Raw genomic sequence first — 19561 nt, 5'->3', positions numbered from 1 at the left:
AGCCCTTCTCCTGGGAAAAATATCCCGGGGTGAATGCGCGCAGCGCGCGCAGAGGGGCAGCGCCCCTCAAGGCCCCGCCCGCGCCGCCTTGTGCCCGCGAAGCCCTCACGACCCGGTCCAGCTCTCTTGCATCACCAGGTCGGCCAGCTTCAGGCGCCGTCCCCAGCCCCGGGCCTGCAATTCCGGCTCCTCGTAGAGCTCCGCGACATGGCCGATGCAGAGATAGGCCAGCGGCACCACGTGGTCCGGCAGGCCGAGGATGTCGCGCAGGTCGCCGTCGCGGAAGATCGACACCCAGCCCACGCCGACGCCCTCGGCGCGGGCGGCGAGCCACAGGTTCTGCACCGCGCAGGCGGTGGAATATAGATCGGTGTCGCGGTCGTGGGTCCGGCCCAGCACCACCCTCCCGCCGCGCGAGCGGTCGCAGGTGATACAGAGATTGACCGGCGCCTGCACGATGCCCTCGAGCTTGAGCTGCGAATAGAGCGCCCGCCGGCGGCCCTCGAAGCGCGTCTCGGCCTCGTCATTGGCGCGTGCGAAGGCGCCCTGCACCCGCGCCTTCACCGCCGGGTCGCGGATCACGATGAAGTTCCAGGGCTGCATCAGCCCCACCGAGGGCGCGTGATGCGCGGCCGCGAGCAGGCGCATCAGGAGCGCGTCCTCGACCGGGTCGGGCAGGAACTGGCCGCGCACGTCGCGGCGGGTCTCGATGGCGCGGTAGACGGCGGCGCGCTCGGCGGCGCTGAAGGGGCCGGCGGGCGCCGGCCCGGACGGGCGTTGCGGCATGACATGGTCCCCCTGTTCACATCCGCGCGCCCCGCCGCCGCCACGCGGTCGGGGCCATGCCGTCTGGCCGGTCTTCCGACCCGGCATCCGCCGGGCGCGGCGCCTTCCCGGCCGGGGCCCTTGGCCGAAGCCGCCCCGTCGGCCTCCCGGCGCCGGGCCCGTCGCGGAGCCGCGCCGCTTTCCCGGGTCTCCCGGCGCGCAGCCGCGCCGGGCACCAGACCGTATCAGGGGTATCGCGCCGCCCGCGGGCCGGCAAGCGTCAGTAATAGGTGACGCTGCCCTCGTCGCTAAGCGTGGTGCCGAGCTCCTCGCCCTTCAGGACCCGTTCGGCGGCGCCGGGCTGGTCGAAGCCCACCACATGGACCTTCATGCGGTGCTGCTGGGCCAGCACCAGCGCGGCCTGGTCCATGAAGGTCAGCCGGTCCTTGATCGCCTTCTCGAAGGTCAGGGTCTTGTAGAGCCGGGCATCGGGGTTCTTGCGCGGATCGCTCTCGTAGACGCCGTCGATGCCGTTCTTCATCGCCAGCACGCAGTCGCAGTCGAGCTCGATGGCGCGCTGCACCGACGGGTAGTCGGTGGTCAGATAAGGCTCGCCGATGCCGCCGCAGAGCAGCACCAGGCGGCGCTTCTCGAGATGCCGCGCGGCGCGGCGCCGGATATAGGGCTCGCCGATCTGCGGAATGGTCAGCGCCGACATCAGCCGCACCTCGACATCCGAGATCGCCTCGACCTTGGCGCGCAAGAGGATGCCGTTGGCGATGGTCCCCAGCATGCCGACATTGTCGGCCTCGACCCGCTCGATGTTCCAGTCCGAGGAGACCGAGCCCCGGAAGATGTTGCCGCCGCCGATCACGCAGGCCACCTCGGCCCCGGAGCGGTGCAGCTTGAGAACTTCCTCGACCACCGCGCTGATCGCGCTGTCAGAGAACACGCCCGCCGCGCCGCTCGCCAGAGCCTCGCCGCTGATCTTCACCATCACCCGCAAGTCGTCGCTCCTTTGCCCGTGCCGCCCGCCCGTCTAAAGACTAGGCCCGCCCAAGTCAACGCGGCGTTTATCCGCGCCTTTCCAATGACTTGCCAAACCATCGGCGCGCCACCGCCGGGCCCGGCCGACGCCCTCAGGCCTCCACCTTGCGGCGCGCCTTGACCTTCTCGGCCAGATCCCGGGCGATCGCGAAGGCGCCCTGGATCTTGTCCTTGTCGCGCCCCCAGTCGCGGCGGACCACCAGCTTGTTGTCCTTGATCTTGGCCAGCCCGTTCTGCTCCTTGATGAACTCCACCAGCCCTTCGGGGGCGGCGAAGCGGTTCTCGTGGAACTGCACGGTGGCGCCCTTGGGGCCGCCGTCGAGCTTGGCGATGCCGGCGCGCTTGCACATGGCCTTGATGCGGACCACGAGGAGCAGCGTGTTGACCTCGCGCGGGAGCTTGCCGAAGCGGTCGATCAGCTCGGCCGCGAAGCCCTCGAGCTCGACCTTGGTGGTGAGCGAGGCGAGGCGGCGGTAGAGGCCGAGACGCACGTCGAGATCGGGGACGTACTCCTCCGGGATCAGCACCGGCACGCCCAGATTGATCTGCGGCGCCCACTGCCCGTCGGTTTCCGCCACGCCCTCGGTCTCGCCGGCGCGGATCTTGGCGATCGCCTCCTCCAGCATCGACTGGTAAAGCTCGTAGCCGACCTCGTTCATCTGGCCCGACTGCTCCTCGCCGAGGAGATTGCCGGCGCCGCGGATGTCGAGATCCTGGGAGGCCAGGGTGAAGCCCGCGCCCAGCGTGTCGAGCGAGCCCAGCACCCGCAGGCGCTTCTCCGCGGTGGCCGTGAGGCGCGCCTTGGGCTTGGTGGTCAGGTAGGCATAGGCGCGGGTCTTGGAGCGCCCGACACGGCCGCGGATCTGGTAGAGCTGGGCCAGGCCGAACATGTCGGCGCGGTGCACCACCATGGTGTTGGCGGTCGGGATGTCGAGCCCGGACTCGACGATCGTGGTGGCCAGGAGCACGTCGAACTTGCCGTCGTAGAAGGCGTTCATCCGGTCGTCGAGCTCGCCGGCCGCTAGTTGGCCATGCGCCACCACGTAGGAGAGTTCGGGCAGCTGCTCCTTCAGGAACTCCTCGATCTCGGCCAGGTCGGAGACCCGCGGCACGACGTAGAAGCTCTGGCCGCCGCGGTAATGCTCGCGCAGCAGCGCCTCGCGCACGGTGACCGCGTCGAATTCCGAGACATAGGTGCGGATCGACAGCCGGTCCACGGGGGGCGTGCCGATGATCGACAGGTCGCGCACGCCGGTCAGCGACATCTGCAGGGTGCGCGGAATCGGCGTCGCGGTCAGGGTCAGCACGTGCACGTCCGAGCGCAGCGCCTTCAGCCGCTCCTTGTGAGAGACGCCGAAATGCTGCTCCTCGTCGACGATCAGAAGGCCCAGGTTCTGGAACTTCACATTCTTGGCCAGGAGCGCGTGCGTGCCGACCACGATATCCACCGTGCCCTTGGTCAGCCCCTCGCGGGTCTGCGCGGCCTCCTTGGCGGAGATGAAGCGCGACAGGCCACGGACCTCCAGCGGGAAGCCGCGGAAGCGTTCCTTGAAGCTCTTGAGGTGCTGGCGGGCGAGCAGCGTGGTCGGCGCGATCACCGCCACCTGCACCCCCGACATGGCGGCGACGAAGGCCGCGCGCATCGCCACCTCGGTCTTGCCGAAGCCCACATCGCCGCAGACCAGCCGGTCCATCGGGTGGCCCGATTGCAGGTCGGCCATGACATCCTCGATGGCGCGCAGCTGGTCGTCGGTCTCCTCGTAGGGGAAGCGCGCGGCGAAGGCGTCCCAGGCGCCCGGCGGCGGATCGACGATCGGCGCCTTGCGCAGCGCGCGCTCGGCCGCCAGCCGGATCAGCCGGTCGGCCATCTCGCGGATGCGCTCCTTCATCCGCGCCTTCTTGGCCTGCCAGGCGCCGCCGCCGAGCTTGTCGAGCAGGCCCTCCTCGTGGCCGTACTTGGACAAGAGCTCGATATTCTCCACCGGCAGGTAGAGCCGCGCGCCCTCGGCATATTCCAGCACCAGGCATTCATGCGCGGCGCCGGCGGCGGTGATCACCTCCATGCCCTGGAAGCGGCCGATGCCGTGATCGACATGCACGACGAGGTCGCCGGGCGTCAGCGCCTGCACCTCGGTGAGGAAGTTCTCCGCCTTGCGGCGCTTCTTGGGCTGGCGGATCAGCCGGTCGCCGAGCACGTCCTGCTCGGAGATCACGGTGATCCGGCGGTCCTTCTGCCACGGCCCCTCGAAGCCGTGCTCGAGCGCCCAGACCGCGAGATGCAGGCCGCGCTTGCCGATCCGCGTGCCGTCGGTGATCGGCACGGTCTCGGCCAGGCCCTCATCCTCGATCAGCCCCGACAGCCGCTCGCGCGCGCCCTCGGAATAGCTTGCCACCACCACCGGACCGGTCTCCAGCTTGGCCCGGATATGGTCGGCCAGGGTGGTGAAGAGGTTGACGTTCTCCTGCTGGCGCTCCGGCGCGAAGGACCGTCCGATGCGGCCCCCGGCATCGACCACGCCCGGACCCGACGCCTGCGGCAGCGGGTGGAACCTGACCTGCCGCCGCCCGGCCAGCGCCGCGTCCCAGGAAGCCGGATCGAGATAGAGCAGGCCCGGCGGCGCCGGCTTGTAGACGCTGTCCATGCCCATGCGCTCCTTGAGCGCGTGGCGGCGGGTGCCGTAGGCGTCCTCGACCGCCTCCCAGCGGGCGATGCGCGCCGCCTCGGTCTGGTCGTCGAGGCAGACCGGAACCCCCGGCAGGTAGTCGAAGAGCGTCTCCAGATCCTCGTGGAAGAACGGCAGCCAGTGCTCCATGCCCTGATGCTTGCGCCCGGCGCTGACCGCCTCGTAGAGCGGGTCGTCGGAGCCGCCGGCGCCGAACTCGATGCGGTAGTTCTGCCGGAAGCGGCGGATGCCCTCTTCGTCGAGGATGACCTCGGAGACCGGCGCCAGCTCCACCGCCGTGAGCGTCTCGGTGGTGCGCTGGGTCGCCGGATCGAAGCGCCGGGCGCCGTCCAGCACGTCGCCGAAGAGGTCGAGCCGCACCGGCCCGGCCTCGCCCGGCGGGTAGATGTCGATGATGCCGCCGCGGATCGCGTAATCGCCGGGCTCCATCACCGTGGGCGCCTGGCTGAAACCCATCCGCACCAGGAAGCCGCGCAAGGCCGCCTCGTCGACCCGGCCGCCGACCTGGGCCGAGAAGGCCGCCTCGCGCAGCACCGTGCGCGCCGGCAGGCGCTGGGTCGCGGCGTTCAGCGTGGTCAGCAGCACGAAGCGGCCCGGCATGTCGTGGACCAGCGCCGCCAGCGTCGCCATCCGCGCCGCCGAGATGTCGGGATTGGGCGAGACCCGGTCATAGGGCAGGCAATCCCAGGCCGGGAAGGTGAAGACCGGCATGTCGGGGGCCCAGAAGGCCAGCGCGTCGCGCATCTGCGCCAAGCGCTTGTCGTCGCGCGCGACATGGATCACCGGACCGGCGGCGCGGTCGGCTTCGGCGAGGACGAGGCGCGCGTCGAACCCTTCGGGCGCACCTCCCATCGTCAGGGAGGAAGGCTCTGCCATGGGCCGCTCAAATGGCGCTCCGCGCGGCCCGCGTCAACCGCCGAACGGGCCCACCACAAGGTTGCGGTACATGCCCCACATGGTGGTGACGAGGATCGCCGCCATGCCGATCGTCTGCACGGCGCGGCGATGCGCCGCGAGGCGCCGCCGCAGCACAGTGCCGCGGCAGCCCGCGGCCTGGATGCGCCGCGCCGTGCGCAGGCTCAGCAGCCCGACCAGGGTCATCGGTGCGGCCAGCAGGAACACCGCCTGGGCGATCTCGAAGCCGAAGGCGAAGCCCAGCACCGCCAGCGTGGTCAGGGCGAAGCTGCCCAGCACGGTCATCAGCAGACCGGCCTCGCGCGCGATGCGCAGCAGCCGGGCCGCCGAGACCCGCGCCATCTCCTCGAGTTCGGCCTCGGCCGAGGCGCCGCCCTGCCCGGCCCGCACCACCATGTCCCAGGGCACGCCGATGACGCGGTGGCTGGCGGTCGACCAGATCGCCGCCAGGGCAATCCAGAACCAGAGATTGGAGAAGGAACGGGTGTCGATGACCTCGAAAAGCGTCTGATGCCAGTCCACGCGTCCCTCGCCCGTCGCTCCGCCCGCCGCCCGGCGCCGAGGCCCGAACGATCTTGGAACCGAGCGGTAGCCCCGGCACTTGGCCCAGTGCAACCACAATGACACGGAAGGAGCAGAAAATGCCTCTGGAGTTCGCAGCCAGGCACGCCGAAACCGACCTGTCGCAGGATCTGTACCCGACCCGGACGCCAGATGAGGAGCGCTGGCTGGAGCGTCAGGATCCCGTGGTGTGGTCCGACTGGACGGACAGCGCTCCGATCACCCGCGACGAGGCGCAGAGTTTCGACCGCAACGGGTTCCTGGTGCTGAAGAACCTGTTCAGCCCGGCCGAGGTCACCGCGCTGGTGGACCGCGCCCAGAGCCTGCGGGACAACGGCCGCAGCCTCAAGCAGGAGGACGTGGTCTTCGAACGCGGCACCGACGAAGTGCGCACCATCTTCAAGCTGGAAACCCAGGATCCGCTGATGGACCGGCTGTCGCGCGACCGCCGGCTGGCCGGGATCGTGTCGTTCCTGCTGGGCGACGACGTCTACATCCACCAGAGCCGTCTAAACTACAAACCCGGCTTCACCGGCAAGGAATTCTACTGGCACTCGGATTTCGAGACCTGGCACGCCGAGGACGGCATGCCGCGGATGCGCGCGATCTCGGCCTCGCTGCTGCTGACCGATAACAAGGCGCATAACGGCGCGCTGATGCTGATGCCGGGCAGCCACAAGATCTTCGTCTCCTGCCAGGGCGAGACCCCGGACGCGAACCACGAAAGCTCGCTGCAGAAGCAGGAGGTCGGCACGCCGTCGCAGCAGAGCCTCGCGGATCTGGCGCGGATGCACGGCATCACCGATGCCGAGGGTCCGGCCGGGACGCTGATCCTGTTCGACTGCAACACCATCCACGGCTCGAACGGCAACATCACGCCGGACCCGCGGTCGAACGCGTTCTTCGTCTACAACGCCGTGTCGAACCGGCTGCAGGCGCCCTTCGCGGCGAACCGCCCGCGCCCGGCCTTCCTGGCCGACCGCAGCGAGGCGCCGCACGGGCTCGACATCGCCGACGGCCCGCTCGGCTGATGCAGCGTTCCGGGGGGTGGACAGGCCCGCCCCCCGGATGCATGGCTCGCCCGACCCTTCGCATTGGAGACGCCGACCGCCATGCAATCCGTCCAGGCCCCCTTCCCCGCCGCCCGGTTCCGCCGCACCCGCCGCTCCGCGGCGCTGCGCGCACTGACCCAGGAAACCCACCTGAGCCCGGCCGACCTGATCTGGCCGGTCTTCGTGCGCGACGGCGACGGCATCGAGGAACCTGTGGCCTCGATGCCCGGCGTGGTGCGCCGCTCGGTCGACAAGGTGGTCGAGGCGGCGCGCGAGGCGCACGCGCTGGGCATCCCGGCGATCTGCCTCTTTCCCTATACCGACCCGGCGAAGAAGACGGCGGATTGCGCCGAGGCCTGGAACCCCGAGAACCTGTCGAACCGCGCCACCCGCGCGATCAAGGAGGCGGTGCCCGAGCTCGCGGTGATGACCGACGTGGCGCTCGACCCCTACAACATCGACGGCCATGACGGCTTTGTCCGCGACGGCTACGTGGTCAACGACGAGACCGTCGAGGCGCTGGTCCGCCAGGCCCTGAGCCAGGCCCGCGCCGGCGCCGACATCATCGGCCCCTCCGACATGATGGACGGCCGCATCGGCGCGCTGCGCGGCGCGCTCGAGGCCGAGGGCTTCGCCAATGTCGCGCTGCTGAGCTATTCGGCGAAATACGCCTCGGCCTTCTACGGCCCGTTCCGCGACGCGGTCGGCGCCTCCGGCGCGCTCAAAGGCGACAAGAAGAGCTACCAGATGAACCCGGCCAATGCCGACGAGGCGCTGCGCCTGGTGGCGCGCGATCTGTCCGAAGGCGCCGACATGGTGATGATCAAGCCGGGCATGCCCTATCTCGACATCTGCCACCGGGTGAAGGCCGAGTTCGGCGCGCCGACCTTCGCCTACCAGGTCTCGGGCGAATACGCGATGATCGCCGGCGCCGCCGAGCGCGGCTGGGTCGATGGCGAGCGTATCATGCTGGAAAGCCTGATGGCCTTCCGCCGCGCCGGCTGCGACGGCGTGCTGACCTATTTCGCCCCGGCGGCGGCGCGCCTGATGAACGGCTAACGCCGCCGGCGGCCCGCCGCGCCACGGCCGGCCGATCCGCACCTGTGAGGTGACAGTGCCGACCTTCGCAGGTAGGGTGGGCGCAACCGGCGGCAACGGCCGGATGACACCGAGCGGAAAACCTTCAGAACGGGCAGTGGTTCCATGACAGATTTCACCCGACGCGGCTTCGGTCTCGCCCTCGGCGCGGGCCTTCTTTCGGCCTGCAACAACGCCGTCGGCGGCTCCGGTCCCGCGCGCATCGACGCGCGCGTCGACCAGACCCTCGCCACCCTCTACCGGCAATATCCCGGCACCACCGATCTGCGCAACAAGTCGGCCGGCATCCTCGTCATGCCGCTGGTCACCGAGGCCGGGCTGGGCTTCGGCGGCGCCTATGGCCGCGGGGCGCTGCGCGTCAACGACACCACCGTCGACTATTACTCGCTTACCAAGGCGAGCGGCGGGCTGCAGATCGGCGCCCAGCAATACGCTCATGTGCTGTTCTTCATGACGCAGAACGCGCTGATGAACTTCCGCCGCTCGCCCGGCTGGACGGCCGGCGCGAACATCGAATACGCGGTGCCCGAGGGCGGCGAGACGCTGGCGGCGGAGACGCTGACCTCGACCTCGCCGGTGATCGCGGTGATCTTCGGGCAGTCCGGCCTGCGCGTCGGCGCGACGCTCGAAGGCACCAAGTACAGCCGCATCATCCCCTGACACCGCGCCACTGGAGGCGCAAAGGGCCCCGGCCATCCGGCCGGGGCCCTTTTTTCATATGACGCCCTGGGACCGGCTCAGCGCGGTTCGGAGCGCAGTCCGGCGATGATCGCCCAGCACATCATCAGCAGGATGACGGTGAACGGCAGACCGGTGGAGATCACCATGGCCTGCAGCGCGTTCAGCCCGCCGCCGACCAGCAGCACGATCGCCACCAGGCCCTCGAAGATGGCCCAGAACATGCGCTGCGGCACCGGCGCGTCGACCTTGCCGCCGGCGGTGATCGTGTCGATCACCAGCGACCCGGAATCCGACGAGGTGACGAAGAACACGATCACCAGGATCACCGCCACGGTCGAGGTCAGCGCGGTCAGCGGCAGTTCCGACAGCATCCCGAAGAGCGACAGCTCGGGGCTGTAATTGTCGATGACGTAGTTCTTGACCTCGCTGGTGTCGGGGTTCGTCAGGATCTGGTCGATCGCCGTGCCGCCGAAGACCGCCATCCAGAACACGCAGACCACGGCCGGGATCAGCAGCACGCAGGTGACGAATTCGCGCACCGTGCGGCCGCGGCTGACGCGGGCGATGAACATGCCGACGAACGGCGACCAGGAGATCCACCACGCCCAGTAGAACGAGGTCCAGCCCTGGCGGTAGCTGTCGTCCTCGCGGCCGATCGGGTTCGACAGCGGGATGATCTCGCGCGCGTAGGACAGCAGGCCGGTGCCGAAATCGGAGAGCAGCAGGAGCGTCGGCCCGACCAGCAGCACGAAGAGCAGCAGCAGCGCCGCGACCACCATGTTGATCTCGGACAGCACCTTCACACCGCCCTCGAGGCCGCGCACCACCGAGATCAGGGCCACGGCGGTGATCAGCGCGATCAGCACCACCTGCGTGGTGATCGTGTTGGGCAGGCCGTAGACATATTCCAGGCCGGCCACCGCCTGCTGCGCGCCGAGGCCGAGCGAGGTCGCGAGCCCGAACAGCGTGGCGAAGACGGCGAGGATGTCGATGATGTGGCCGACCCAGCCCCAGACCGCTTCGCCGAAGATCGGATAGAAGGCCGAGCGCACGGTCAGCGGCAGGCCCTTGTTGTAGCAGAACAGCGCCAGCGCCAGCGCCAGCACGGCGTAGATCGCCCAGGCGTGCAGGCCCCAGTGGTAGATCGTGGCGGCGAGGCCCATCCGCGACGCCTCGGCGACGTTGGCCTCGATGATCGAGCCGTCCTCGGCGATCGGCGACGGTGTGCCCAGCGGCTCCGATATGGCCATGTGATAGGCCGGCTCGAGCACGCCGAAGAACATCAGGCCGATGCCCATGCCGGCGGCGAAAAGCATCGCGAACCAGCCGGCATAGGTGAAGTCCGGCGTGGCCTCGCTGCCGCCCAGCCGCACCTTGCCCCAGGGCGACACGATCAGGAACAGGCAGAAGATGACGAAGATGTTGGCGGCGCCGAGGAAGAACCAGTCGAAGGTCGAGGTGAGCGCCGGACGCAGCCAGCCGAAGAAGTCCGAGGCCTGCTGCTGGAAGATCAGGGCGTAGAGCACGAAGAGCACGACCACGGAGCCCGAGATCACGAAGACCGGGTTGTGGATGTCGAAGCCGATGCGGCCGAGCTTGCCCTCAATGTTGTCCTGCCCGATGTCGTAATCGGTCTCGATGACATTGGCGTTGCCTTCCGGCGCTGGCACGCCCTCGGCGACGACGTCGTCGGCGGATGACGAGGATGACATAGTCAGGATTTCCCTTTGCCATTTACCCATACAAGAGACAGCTGTTTTGCCCGGCACGGCGGGGTTCCGCCGACCGAGGAACAAAAAAGCTGACGGTTCGTTGTGGCGGGCTACCTAACGCATCTGGCGCGGGTGTCGACCCCGGCGCCGGCTTGCGGCCCCGGGTATGCTCGAAAAGTTCTGCAATTCCGGCCGGCCGAGGGGCAAATCCCGGCTCTCAGGCGCTCAGATCGACCACCACGCGGCCCTGCACCTGCCCTGCCAGGATGGCGCGGCCGAGTTCCGGCAGCTCCGCCAGTCCGACCTCGCGCACCATCGCCTCGAGCCTGTCCATCGGCAGGTCGCGGGCGATCCGCTGCCAGGCGCGCCGGCGGTTCTCGTAGGGCTGCATGACGCTGTCGATGCCGAGCAGGTTGACCCCGCGGAGCAGGAACGGCACGACCCGCGCCGGCAGGTCGGCGCCGCCGGCCAGACCCACGGCGGCCACCGAGGCGCCGTATTTCATCTGCCCCAGCACCCGCGCCAGCATGGCGCCGCCGACCGCGTCGACGCAGCCCGCCCAGGTCTCGGTCTCGAGCGGACGCTTGACCGTCTCGGCCAGCTCCCCGCGCGGCACGATGCGGGCGGCGCCGAGCTCGCGCAGATAGGCTTCGGTCTCGGGCCGGCCGGTGACCGCGGCGACCTCGTGGCCGAGATGGGCAAGGATCGCCGTGGCGACCGAGCCCACGCCGCCGGCCGCGCCGGTGACCAGCACCTCGCCCTGCCCCGGCGCCAGACCGTGATCCTCGAGCGCCATCACGGCGAGCATGGCGGTGAAGCCCGCCGTGCCCACCGCCATGGCCTGCCGGGTGGTCAGCCCCTCGGGCAGCGGCACCAGCCAGTCGGCCTTGACCCGGGCCATCTCGGCATAGCCGCCCCAATGCGCCTCGCCGACCCGCCAGCCGGTCAGCACGACCTTGTCGCCGGGTTTGTAGCGGGCATCCTCGGAGGTCTCGACGGTGCCCGCGAAATCGATGCCCGGCACGTGGGGGTACTTGCGCACCAGCCCGCCGCCCGGCCCGAGGCACAGGCCGTCCTTGTAGTTCAGCGTCGAATGTGCCACCGCCACCGTGACCTCGCCCTCGGGCAGATCGGTCTCCGCGATGTCCTTCACCGCGGCCTGCGTCTTGCCGCTGTCCTCGTCCTTCTCGACCAGCAATGCCCGAACCATGCGACGCCTCCCATCTGTGACCGGGCCAGATGACAGGACCGCGCGGCGTGACGCAAGCGGATGGAAGCGCCGCGCGGCCAGCCTAGATAGCGGCCGAACCCTGGGAGTGCTCCATGATCGACATCCTCAACATCGCCGCGGCGCTGATCACCATCGCGATCGGCCTCTTCGGCCTCGTCGCGCCGCGCTACACGGCCGGCGTGCTCGACCTGAAAACCGGCGCCACGAATATGGGCCTGAGCGAACTGCGCGCCTCGGCCGGCGGCATGTTCGTCTCGCTGGGCGCAGCCTGCCTGATCCTCGGCACTGACTGGGCCTATGCCATGCTGGGCATCGCCTATCTCGGCGCCGGCACCGGGCGGCTGGTCTCGCTCATCGCCGACGCTCCGCCTCGCAAGAAGGCCGGCGGGTATTTCGCCTTCGAGGCGATCTTCGCGGCGTGGCTGATCGGCGCCAACATGGCGCTCTGAGGCGGGGCGGGCGCCGCGCCGCCGCCGCGAGGCCCGGGCGGAAGTTTTGCCCCGCCCCCTCTTTGCACCGCCGGCGCTTGCGCCTATATTCGGAAGCGTCCGGCAACGGACTATGGGCATAAACGCGCACGTAATAAGCGGATCGGACCCGGGGGCGGTACCCGGCGGCTCCACCAAACTCCCCGGTCGTTGGCGGGGCATGGGGCCGAAATAGGATCGACGAACGTGTAAAGGTGTGGCTTTGTCCCGGTGAGGTACCACCGTTATCGGTCCGTAAAGCATAATTGCCAACGACAATCGTGCTCCGGTTGCGCTGGCTGCGTAAGCAGTTAGCAATACCGAAATCTAAGTCCTTGCGCCTAGCAGCGTAAGGCGGGGTTCGCAGGCACCTGGCAACAGAAGCCTGCACTTTCGCACAGCCGTCGGTTGCACTGGTTCTGGCGAGGGGACGGTCCCGTCGCCGCGCGCCGTGGTCACGGCCGGGCCGGGCCGCGCGTCGAGGCCGGGACCGGGAAATGCCGGAGGCACCCTTTTCCTCGTCCTCAAATCGAATATGGTGGGTCCAGGCACAGGAGAGGCGAAGACCCATGTCGCAGGGCATCGATTACGGCAACCTCATGCACCGCGCGATGCGCAACCTCATCCAGGAGGTGCTCACCGGCGTCGCGGCCGAGGGCCTGCCCGGCGAGCATCACTTCTTCATCACCTTCGATACCGGCCACCCCGACGTGGAGATCGCCGACTGGCTGTCCGACCGCTATCCGGGCGAAATGACCGTGGTGATGCAGCACTGGTTCGAGGATCTCGACGTCACTGACGAGGGCTTCGCGGTGTCGCTGAACTTCGGCGACGCGCCGGAACGGCTCTACATTCCCTACGACGCCATCAAGACCTTCGTCGATCCGTCGGTGGAGTTCGGGCTGCGCTTCGAGACCCAGGAAAGCGATCTGGGCGAGCGCGGGCCGCGCCCGGCGCCGGAACCCGAGGCCGAGGACGACGACGCCCCGGCGGCCCAGAAGGAGGCCGACGTGGTCAGCCTCGACTCGTTCCGCAAGTAGCCGCGCCGCCGATCCTGTCGTCTCCGCCGCCGCGCCCGGCCGATCCCCGTTGCCCGGCCCGGCAGGCCGCGCTATCCCCCGCGCGACCGTATCCAGGGACGAGGACGACGACATGACCGCCACCCGCACCGAAACCGACAGCTTCGGCCCGCTCGAGGTGCCCGCCGACAAGTATTGGGGCGCCCAGACCCAGCGCTCGATCAAGAACTTCCCGATCGGCTGGGAAAAGCAGCCGGTGCCGATCGTGCGGGCGCTCGGGGTGGTCAAGAAGGCCTGCGCCCAAGCCAATCTGGAACTCGGCGCCATCGACCGCGAGATCGGCGAGGCCATCGTGGCCGCCGCCGGCGAGGTGGTCGAGGGCCGCTTCGACGACAATTTCCCGCTGGTGGTCTGGCAGACCGGGTCCGGCACCCAGTCGAACATGAACGCCAACGAGGTGATCTCGAACCGCGCCATCGAGATGCTGGGCGGCGAGATGGGCTCCAAGACACCGGTCCACCCCAACGACCATTGCAACATGGGCCAGTCCTCGAACGACACCTTCCCGACCGCCATGCATGTGGCCATCGCCATGCAGGCGCGCGACGTGCTGCTGCCCGGGCTGGAGAAGCTGGCCGCGGCGCTCGAGGCCAAGCGCGACGCCTTCGCCGACATCATCAAGATCGGCCGCACCCACACCCAGGACGCGACGCCGCTGACACTGGGCCAGGAATTCTCGGGCTACGCGCACCAGGTCCGCAAGGGGATCGAGCGCGTCAATGCCTGCCTGCCCGACATTTACGAGCTGGCCCAGGGCGGCACCGCCGTCGGCACCGGGCTCAACACCCGCAAGGGCTGGGCCGAAATGGTCGCGAAGAACATGGCCGAGATCACCGGCCTGCCCTTCGTCACCGCGCCCAACAAGTTCGAGGCGCTGGCCGCGCATGACGCCATGGTCATGTTCTCAGGCGCGCTCAAGACCGTCGCGGCCTCGCTCTTCAAGATCGCCAACGACATCCGGCTCTTGGGCTCCGGCCCGCGCTCGGGGCTGGGCGAGCTGATCCTGCCGGAGAACGAGCCCGGCTCCTCGATCATGCCGGGCAAGGTCAACCCGACCCAGGCCGAGGCGCTGACCATGGTCTGCGCGCATGTCATGGGCAACGACGCGGCGGTGGGCTTCGCCGGCAGCCAGGGCCATTTCGAGCTCAACGTCTACAACCCGATGATGTCCTACAACGTGCTGCAGAGCATGCAGCTGCTGGGCGACTCGGCCTCCGCCTTCACCGACAACATGGTCGTGGGCATCGAGGCCAACGAGGCGCGCATCGAAAAGCTGATGAAGGAAAGCCTGATGCTGGTGACGGCCTTGGCCCCGACCATCGGTTACGACAACGCCACCAAGGTCGCCAAGACCGCGCACAAGAACGGCACCACGCTGCGCGAGGAGGCGGTCAAGCTGGGCTTCGTCGACGAGGCGACCTTCGACCGGGTGGTCCGCCCCGAGGACATGATCGGCCCGAAGGACTGAGACCGATCGGGGGCGCGCGGCCGGCCGTGCCGCGCGCCCCCGCCGCCGCCCGGCCGCGCAACGGCTTGCGGCGCGCCCGGCCCCGGCGCATCCTGTGACCCGCCGCGGGCCCGACCCGCGCCCCGGACCAGAGCAGGCAGGACGCGGTCGAGAGCGAGCATGAGCAAGGTCACCAATCTCAACCAGGCGCGCAAGGCCCGCGCCCGCGCACAAAAACGCGCCGCGGGCGACGCCAATGCCGCGAAGTTCGGGCGCAGCAAGGCGCAGCGCCAGCGCGAGGACGATGCCGCCGCGCGCGCCCGGGCGCATCTCGACGGCCATCGCCGCGACGATCCCCAGGACAGCTGAGACCGCGCCGGTGTCCCAGCCCCCGCATGACGACATCCCGGCCGCCATCGCCGCCGGCCGCCCGGTCAAGCGCTCCCTGACCCTGCGCGGCCACCGCACCAGCGTGTCGCTCGAGGACGCCTTCTGGCAGGCCTTCCGCGAGATCGCCCGCGAGCGCGGCGTCGCGGTCAATCTGCTGGCCGCGCGGATCGACGCGGCGCGCGGGCTCGAGACCGGGCTGGCCACCGCCATCCGGCTCTTCGTGCTCGACCATTACCGCCGGGGCGCCGGCCGCGGCGACGCTGCGCGCTGAGCCGGGAACGCGCTCAGGGCGCGATCTCGTAGACCAGCGTGACCTCGGCGCTGTAACCGGTCTCGCCGCCGGCCACCGGCACCGAGGCGGCCATGCGCATCTCGGCCATCGGCATCGGATGCGGCGGGCGGCCGGTCTCGCCGCGCAGCTCCACCAGCGGGCCCAGGCCCACCCCGGCGGCGTCGGCATAGAGTTCCGCCCGCGCCCTGGCATCGGCCACCGCCCGGCGGCGCGCCTCGTTCAGCAGCGGCTCGGGATCGGCCACCGAGAAGGCGATGCCGTGCAGCGCGTTGGCGCCGTCGTCGAGCAGCGCCGCCAGCGCCGCGCCGACCCGGTCGATCTCGCGCAGCCGCACGGTCAGCATGTTGCCGGCCTCGAACCCCGCGATCTCGGGCGCCTGCCGCGGGCCGTCGGGTTCGGCATAGACCGGGTTCAGCGACAGCGACCCGGTCTGCACGTCGCGCGCAGCGACCCCGAATTCCGCCAGCCGCTCGAGCAGCCGCGCGGTGACCGCCGAGGTCGCATCCATCGCCGCCGCGGCAGTATCGGCGCGTTCGCTGACGCCGATGGTCAGCGTCGCCATGTCCGGCGCCGCCGCCGCCTCGCCGCTGCCGGTGACGGTCAGGCGGCCGGTCTCGGGCGCGATCTCCTGGGCGGCGGCCGGAAGCGCCAGTCCGAGGCAGAGAACGGCCAGTGTCATCGCGCGCATCGCAGGGTCCTTTCCCGATCAGCAAGGAGTTCGCAGGCAGTCTTGCCCCCGGCGGCGGCAGCTGCAAGTCACCCTGCAAGGATCGGCAGAACCGCGCCTGAGGCGCGCGCCGTGACGGCCAAGTGACTCCCAAGCGCCGGCGCGGAATGGTAAGGACAGGGCATGACACCGGATTTCGCGCTCAACCTCTCATTCGACGGCATCACGCTGCTGCGCCGCGACGCGGCGGGCTGGCACCCGGTCGGCGCGGCGCGGCTCGACGACCATCTCGATGCGGCGATGGACGACCTGCGGCGGGCGGCGCTCGCCCTCTCGCCGGCGGCGACCGAGGTGCGGGTGCTGTTGCCGAGCGACCAGATCAAGTTCCTCGATGCGCCGCTGGACGGCGCCGATCCGCAGGCCGTGGCGCGCCGGGCGCTCGACGGCGCCACGCCCTACCCGCTCGCGGATCTGCGCTGGGACGCGGCGGTGCGGGACGATCGCGTGCAGATCGCCGCGGTGGCCCGCGAGACGCTCGAGGAGGCCGAGGAGTTCGCCCGCCAGCACGGCTTCCGCCCGGTGGCCCTCGCCGCCGCGCCGCCGGAGGAGGTGTTCCCCGGCGAGGCGTTCTTCGGCGCCGCCCCGCGCTGGTCCGGGGCGCGCCCGGAGCGCGAGGCGCAGCCGGTGCGGTTCGACGCCGCCGCGGTGCCGGCGGCGCCGGCGGCGGATCCGTCCCGGCCTGTGCCGCCGGATCAGGAGGCGGCCGAGCCGCCGCTGTCCGGAACGGCGGCGCAGGGACTGGGACAGGCGGATATCGCGTCGCCCCACCTCCCTGGTGCGGCCCCGGACGCTCCCCGCCCGCCCGCGTCCGGCGCGGATGCCCGGCCCGGTGCGGACGCCCCGGCCCGCGAGGCGGCGGAACCCGCGACCGACGCGGCCGGCTCCGACGCCGCCGCTGCCCGGGCGCCGCGCGACGCCACGCCCGGGACCGATTCCGACGCGGCGCCCGCAGCTCAGGATGCCGCGGAACCGGGCCGCGCGGCCCCGATCGCCGACTTGCAGAGCGGCGCCGCCGCCGGAGACGGCCCCCGGACGGATGCGGCGGCGCCCGCACCGAGCGCCGAGGCCGGACCGGCGCAGCATGGCGCTGCTCTCTCCCCGGGGGACGACGCCGAGGCCCGGAAGGATGCCGACGCCGGACCTGCCCAGAGCAACGGGACACCTGACCGGACCGACGCCGGGCCCGTCCGGACCGAGGTTACACCGGACCGGACCGACGCGCCTCACCGCGCCGATGTCTCGGCGCCTGACCGGACCGGCGGGGCGCCTGCCCAGACCAACGGGGCACCGGACCGGGCTGACGCGGCGCCTCACCGCGCCGATGCTTCGGCGCCTGACCGGACTGGCGGGGCGCCTGACCCAACCGACGGGACACCGGACCGGACCGATGCGGCGCCTCGCCGCGCCGATGCCTCGGCGCCTGACCGGACCGGCGGGGCACCTGACCCAACCGACGGGGCACCGGACCGGGCCGGCGGAGCGGCCGGCGCCGGGACCTCCGACGCCGCGGTTCCGTTCCGCTCGACGCGCGGCGCGCCGTCCGCCCCGACGCCCTCCGGCCCGACGGCGGCCGCGGCCCGCACCCCCGGCGGGCCGGCATCCGAGGCACCGATCCCCGACCCCGCGGCGCCGATCGACAGCCTGACCCGGCCGCGGCCCGCCCCCGCAGCCCCGGGTGGCGCGGTCAGCGCCGCCGAGCGGGCGCGCGGTCTGGCGCGTTTCGGGCGCCGCGAGGACCGCGACCGGCCCGACCCGGTGACAGGCCCGGACGCGGCGATGCCGGCGCCGGACCCCGCCGAGCGGCTGGCGGCGCTGCGCCCCGGCGCGGGCCCCGTGCCGCTGCGCAAGCCGGCGGCGCCGGAGGCCGCGCCCGCGGCCTCTCCGGCCGCCACCGCGCAACAGGATGCCGAGGCCGAGCGCCAGCGCATGACGGTCTTCGGCGCGCGCCATGCCCAGGCCCAGATCGGCGGCAAGCCGCGCTTCCTCGGGCTGGTCCTGACCGCGGCGTTGATCCTCGCTCTGGTGGGCGTGGCCGCCTGGGCGGCGGTGTTCCTCGAAGACGGCGTGGCCCGCCTGTTCCGCGACGCCCCGGCGATCCGCGAGGCCGCCCTGCCGGTGCAGGACGACGCCCGCGACGCGCCCCGCGCCGCTGACGGCGACGCGGCCCCGGCGCCCGATGCCGCGGCGGACGGCGCCGCCGCGCCCGCTCCGGCGCCGGCGACGCTGCCGCCGCGCAGCGATGCGCCGGTGATCCTGTCGCAGGACGAGGCCGAGGCCTCCTACAGCGCCAGCGGCATCTGGCAGCGCGCCCCGCAGGGGCCGCTGCCGATCGCGACGGCCGAAACCCAACAGCCGCGCAGCCTCGCCGCGGAGCCCGCGGTGCGGCTCGACACCGCCGCCCTGCTGGCCGCGGCGCCGGCGTCGCGCCGCGACGCCGTGCCGGTCGCGCCGATGCCGCCGGCGCCCGCCGGCACCGATTTCGACCTCGACGCCCGCGGCCTGGTGCGCGCCACCGCCGAAGGCGCGGTCAATCCCGACCGCGTGCGCATTTTCGCCGGTCGCCCGCCCGCGGTGCCGCCGAACCGCCTGTCGGTGGTTCCGGCCGGCACCACGCCAGACAGCGCCGAGCAGGTCGAGACCTTGCAGGAGCTGGCGCGCATCCGCCCGGCCGAACGGCCCGCGCGCGCGCCGACCGAACCGCAGCCGGACGGCGCGACCGCGCTGCCCGGCCCGTCCGAGACGCTTGACGCGCCGGGACCGGCGCCGGTGCTGGCGCCCGATGCCGAGCAGCCCGATGCCGCGCCCGGGTCGGAGCCCCCCCCGCCGGCCACCGCCGCGGTGACCGAGCCGGCCCCGGGCGGCGTGGCGCTGACCGCGCTGCGCGCCGTGGCGCCGCGGCCGCGCCCCGAGGATGCGGTGCCCCCGGAACTCGCCGCCGACGGCGCCGCCCCGGCCGAGACCACGCCCCCCGACAGCTCCGCCCCGGTCGAGGAAGCGGCCCTGGCCGACACCTCGCAATGGGCGGTGGCGCAATCGCCCAAGCCCGCTGCCCGGCCCAACGATTTCGCCGCGGTGGTCAAGGACCTGATCCAGTCGCGCCGCAGCGCCGCGGTGCGCGAGGTGCAGCCCGACATCCCGAGCAACGCCTCGGTGAGCAAGCGCGCCACCGAAGCCAACGTCATCGCGCTGCGCGGGCTGAACCTGATCGGGGTCTACGGCGAGCCGTCCAACCGCCGTGCCCTGGTGCGTCTGCCGAACGGCCGCTACCAGAAGGTCAAGGTCGGCGACCGCATCGACGGCGGCCGCATCGCGGCGATCGGTGAGGACGAATTGCGCTATGTGAAGGGCGGGCGCAGCGAGCTGCTGCGCATGCCCTGAACTCCGCCGCGCCCGTCCGGCGCGGCGCCTTCCGT

At 71.3% G+C, this 19561-nt stretch carries 16 protein-coding genes and 1 other RNA gene; 10 read left to right on the top strand and 7 right to left on the bottom strand.

Annotated features, from left to right (window positions below; translation table 11 throughout):
• Window positions 1-105 precede the first annotated feature (105 nt).
• From bluB to ACXYMW_RS05315, 4 genes are all read right to left on the bottom strand, one after another.
• On the bottom strand, window positions 106-786 hold the full coding sequence (gene bluB, locus ACXYMW_RS05330) for a 5,6-dimethylbenzimidazole synthase (protein WP_459034260.1): 681 nt from the start codon (window positions 784-786) through the stop codon (window positions 106-108).
• 259 nt (window positions 787-1045) lie between these two features.
• Entirely contained in the window at window positions 1046-1762 is a 717-nt protein-coding gene (pyrH, locus tag ACXYMW_RS05325; RefSeq protein ID WP_459034296.1) for a UMP kinase, read from the bottom strand.
• Window positions 1763-1904: 142 nt separating this feature from the next.
• On the bottom strand, window positions 1905-5372 hold the full coding sequence (mfd, locus tag ACXYMW_RS05320) for a transcription-repair coupling factor (protein ID WP_459034259.1): 3468 nt from the start codon (window positions 5370-5372) through the stop codon (window positions 1905-1907).
• Window positions 5373-5405: 33 nt separating this feature from the next.
• Window positions 5406-5933, bottom strand: coding sequence for a component of SufBCD complex (locus ACXYMW_RS05315; protein ID WP_459034258.1), 528 nt, complete (start codon window positions 5931-5933; stop codon window positions 5406-5408).
• 119 nt (window positions 5934-6052) lie between these two features.
• Between ACXYMW_RS05315 and thpD the strand changes: the two genes are divergently transcribed.
• The 3 genes from thpD (at window position 6053) to ACXYMW_RS05300 (ending at window position 8782) form a co-directional block, all read left to right on the top strand.
• Entirely contained in the window at window positions 6053-7003 is a 951-nt protein-coding gene (gene thpD / locus ACXYMW_RS05310; protein ID WP_459034257.1) for an ectoine hydroxylase, read from the top strand.
• An 81-nt stretch (window positions 7004-7084) separates the two neighbouring features.
• Window positions 7085-8083 (top strand): porphobilinogen synthase, encoded by a 999-nt coding sequence (gene hemB, locus ACXYMW_RS05305; protein WP_459034256.1) that lies wholly within the window; start codon window positions 7085-7087, stop codon window positions 8081-8083.
• A gap of 144 nt (window positions 8084-8227) precedes the next feature.
• On the top strand, window positions 8228-8782 hold the full coding sequence (locus tag ACXYMW_RS05300; RefSeq protein WP_459034255.1) for a lipid-binding SYLF domain-containing protein: 555 nt from the start codon (window positions 8228-8230) through the stop codon (window positions 8780-8782).
• A gap of 77 nt (window positions 8783-8859) precedes the next feature.
• On the opposite strand, the gene ACXYMW_RS05295 is transcribed toward ACXYMW_RS05300, so the two are convergent.
• Both ACXYMW_RS05295 and acuI read right to left on the bottom strand, forming a co-directional pair.
• On the bottom strand, window positions 8860-10515 hold the full coding sequence (locus tag ACXYMW_RS05295) for a BCCT family transporter (protein ID WP_459034254.1): 1656 nt from the start codon (window positions 10513-10515) through the stop codon (window positions 8860-8862).
• 217 nt (window positions 10516-10732) lie between these two features.
• A complete protein-coding gene (gene acuI, locus ACXYMW_RS05290) occupies window positions 10733-11725 on the bottom strand; it encodes an acryloyl-CoA reductase (protein WP_459034253.1) in 993 nt (330 codons plus the stop codon).
• 113 nt (window positions 11726-11838) lie between these two features.
• On the opposite strand from acuI, the gene ACXYMW_RS05285 reads away from it, so the two are divergent.
• The 6 genes from ACXYMW_RS05285 to ACXYMW_RS05260 all read left to right on the top strand — a co-directional run bounded on the left by ACXYMW_RS05285 (window position 11839) and on the right by ACXYMW_RS05260 (window position 15400).
• On the top strand, window positions 11839-12195 hold the full coding sequence (locus ACXYMW_RS05285) for a DUF4345 family protein (protein WP_459034252.1): 357 nt from the start codon (window positions 11839-11841) through the stop codon (window positions 12193-12195).
• A 57-nt stretch (window positions 12196-12252) separates the two neighbouring features.
• Window positions 12253-12605, top strand: a transfer-messenger RNA (tmRNA) gene (ssrA, locus tag ACXYMW_RS05280).
• Between the two features lie 177 nt (window positions 12606-12782).
• Complete coding sequence (locus ACXYMW_RS05275; protein ID WP_459034251.1) at window positions 12783-13253, top strand: SspB family protein; 471 nt, start codon at window positions 12783-12785, stop codon at window positions 13251-13253.
• A 112-nt stretch (window positions 13254-13365) separates the two neighbouring features.
• Window positions 13366-14760, top strand: coding sequence for a class II fumarate hydratase (gene fumC / locus ACXYMW_RS05270; RefSeq protein ID WP_459034250.1), 1395 nt, complete (start codon window positions 13366-13368; stop codon window positions 14758-14760).
• A 159-nt stretch (window positions 14761-14919) separates the two neighbouring features.
• The gene (locus ACXYMW_RS05265) at window positions 14920-15108 is read left to right on the top strand and encodes a DUF4169 family protein (protein WP_459034249.1); all 189 of its coding nucleotides are present in this window, start codon (window positions 14920-14922) and stop codon (window positions 15106-15108) included.
• A gap of 10 nt (window positions 15109-15118) precedes the next feature.
• Complete coding sequence (locus ACXYMW_RS05260; protein ID WP_459034248.1) at window positions 15119-15400, top strand: ribbon-helix-helix domain-containing protein; 282 nt, start codon at window positions 15119-15121, stop codon at window positions 15398-15400.
• A 13-nt stretch (window positions 15401-15413) separates the two neighbouring features.
• Here ACXYMW_RS05260 and ACXYMW_RS05255 read toward each other — a convergent pair whose 3' ends face one another.
• The gene (locus ACXYMW_RS05255; RefSeq protein ID WP_459034247.1) at window positions 15414-16109 is read right to left on the bottom strand and encodes an SIMPL domain-containing protein; all 696 of its coding nucleotides are present in this window, start codon (window positions 16107-16109) and stop codon (window positions 15414-15416) included.
• 162 nt (window positions 16110-16271) lie between these two features.
• Here ACXYMW_RS05255 and ACXYMW_RS05250 point away from each other — a divergent pair, with 162 nt between their 5' ends.
• Window positions 16272-19526 carry a hypothetical protein gene (locus ACXYMW_RS05250; RefSeq protein ID WP_459034246.1) on the top strand — a complete coding sequence of 1085 codons (3255 nt, stop codon included), beginning with the start codon at window positions 16272-16274 and terminating at the stop codon, window positions 19524-19526.
• The last annotated feature ends 35 nt before the right edge of the window (window positions 19527-19561 follow it).

The organism is Roseivivax sp. CAU 1761 (assembly GCF_054482755.1).
Note: the sequence above shows the minus strand (reverse complement) of the source record. Positions and strands in the feature narration are given on the sequence as shown.

Excerpts from the sequence above, each read along its gene's own strand:
- bluB (WP_459034260.1), bottom strand. The coding sequence starts at position 786 with ATGCCGCAACGCCCGTCCGGGCCGGCGCCCGCCGGCCCCTTCAGCGCC.
- pyrH (WP_459034296.1), bottom strand. The coding sequence starts at position 1,762 with ATGGTGAAGATCAGCGGCGAGGCTCTGGCGAGCGGCGCGGCGGGCGTG.
- mfd (WP_459034259.1), bottom strand. The coding sequence starts at position 5,372 with ATGGCAGAGCCTTCCTCCCTGACGATGGGAGGTGCGCCCGAAGGGTTC.
- thpD (WP_459034257.1), top strand. The coding sequence starts at position 6,053 with ATGCCTCTGGAGTTCGCAGCCAGGCACGCCGAAACCGACCTGTCGCAG.
- hemB (WP_459034256.1), top strand. The coding sequence starts at position 7,085 with ATGCAATCCGTCCAGGCCCCCTTCCCCGCCGCCCGGTTCCGCCGCACC.
- ACXYMW_RS05300 (WP_459034255.1), top strand. The coding sequence starts at position 8,228 with ATGACAGATTTCACCCGACGCGGCTTCGGTCTCGCCCTCGGCGCGGGC.
- ACXYMW_RS05295 (WP_459034254.1), bottom strand. The coding sequence starts at position 10,515 with ATGTCATCCTCGTCATCCGCCGACGACGTCGTCGCCGAGGGCGTGCCA.
- acuI (WP_459034253.1), bottom strand. The coding sequence starts at position 11,725 with ATGGTTCGGGCATTGCTGGTCGAGAAGGACGAGGACAGCGGCAAGACG.
- ACXYMW_RS05285 (WP_459034252.1), top strand. The coding sequence starts at position 11,839 with ATGATCGACATCCTCAACATCGCCGCGGCGCTGATCACCATCGCGATC.
- ACXYMW_RS05275 (WP_459034251.1), top strand. The coding sequence starts at position 12,783 with ATGTCGCAGGGCATCGATTACGGCAACCTCATGCACCGCGCGATGCGC.
- fumC (WP_459034250.1), top strand. The coding sequence starts at position 13,366 with ATGACCGCCACCCGCACCGAAACCGACAGCTTCGGCCCGCTCGAGGTG.
- ACXYMW_RS05265 (WP_459034249.1), top strand. The coding sequence starts at position 14,920 with ATGAGCAAGGTCACCAATCTCAACCAGGCGCGCAAGGCCCGCGCCCGC.
- ACXYMW_RS05255 (WP_459034247.1), bottom strand. The coding sequence starts at position 16,109 with ATGCGCGCGATGACACTGGCCGTTCTCTGCCTCGGACTGGCGCTTCCG.
- ACXYMW_RS05250 (WP_459034246.1), top strand. The coding sequence starts at position 16,272 with ATGACACCGGATTTCGCGCTCAACCTCTCATTCGACGGCATCACGCTG.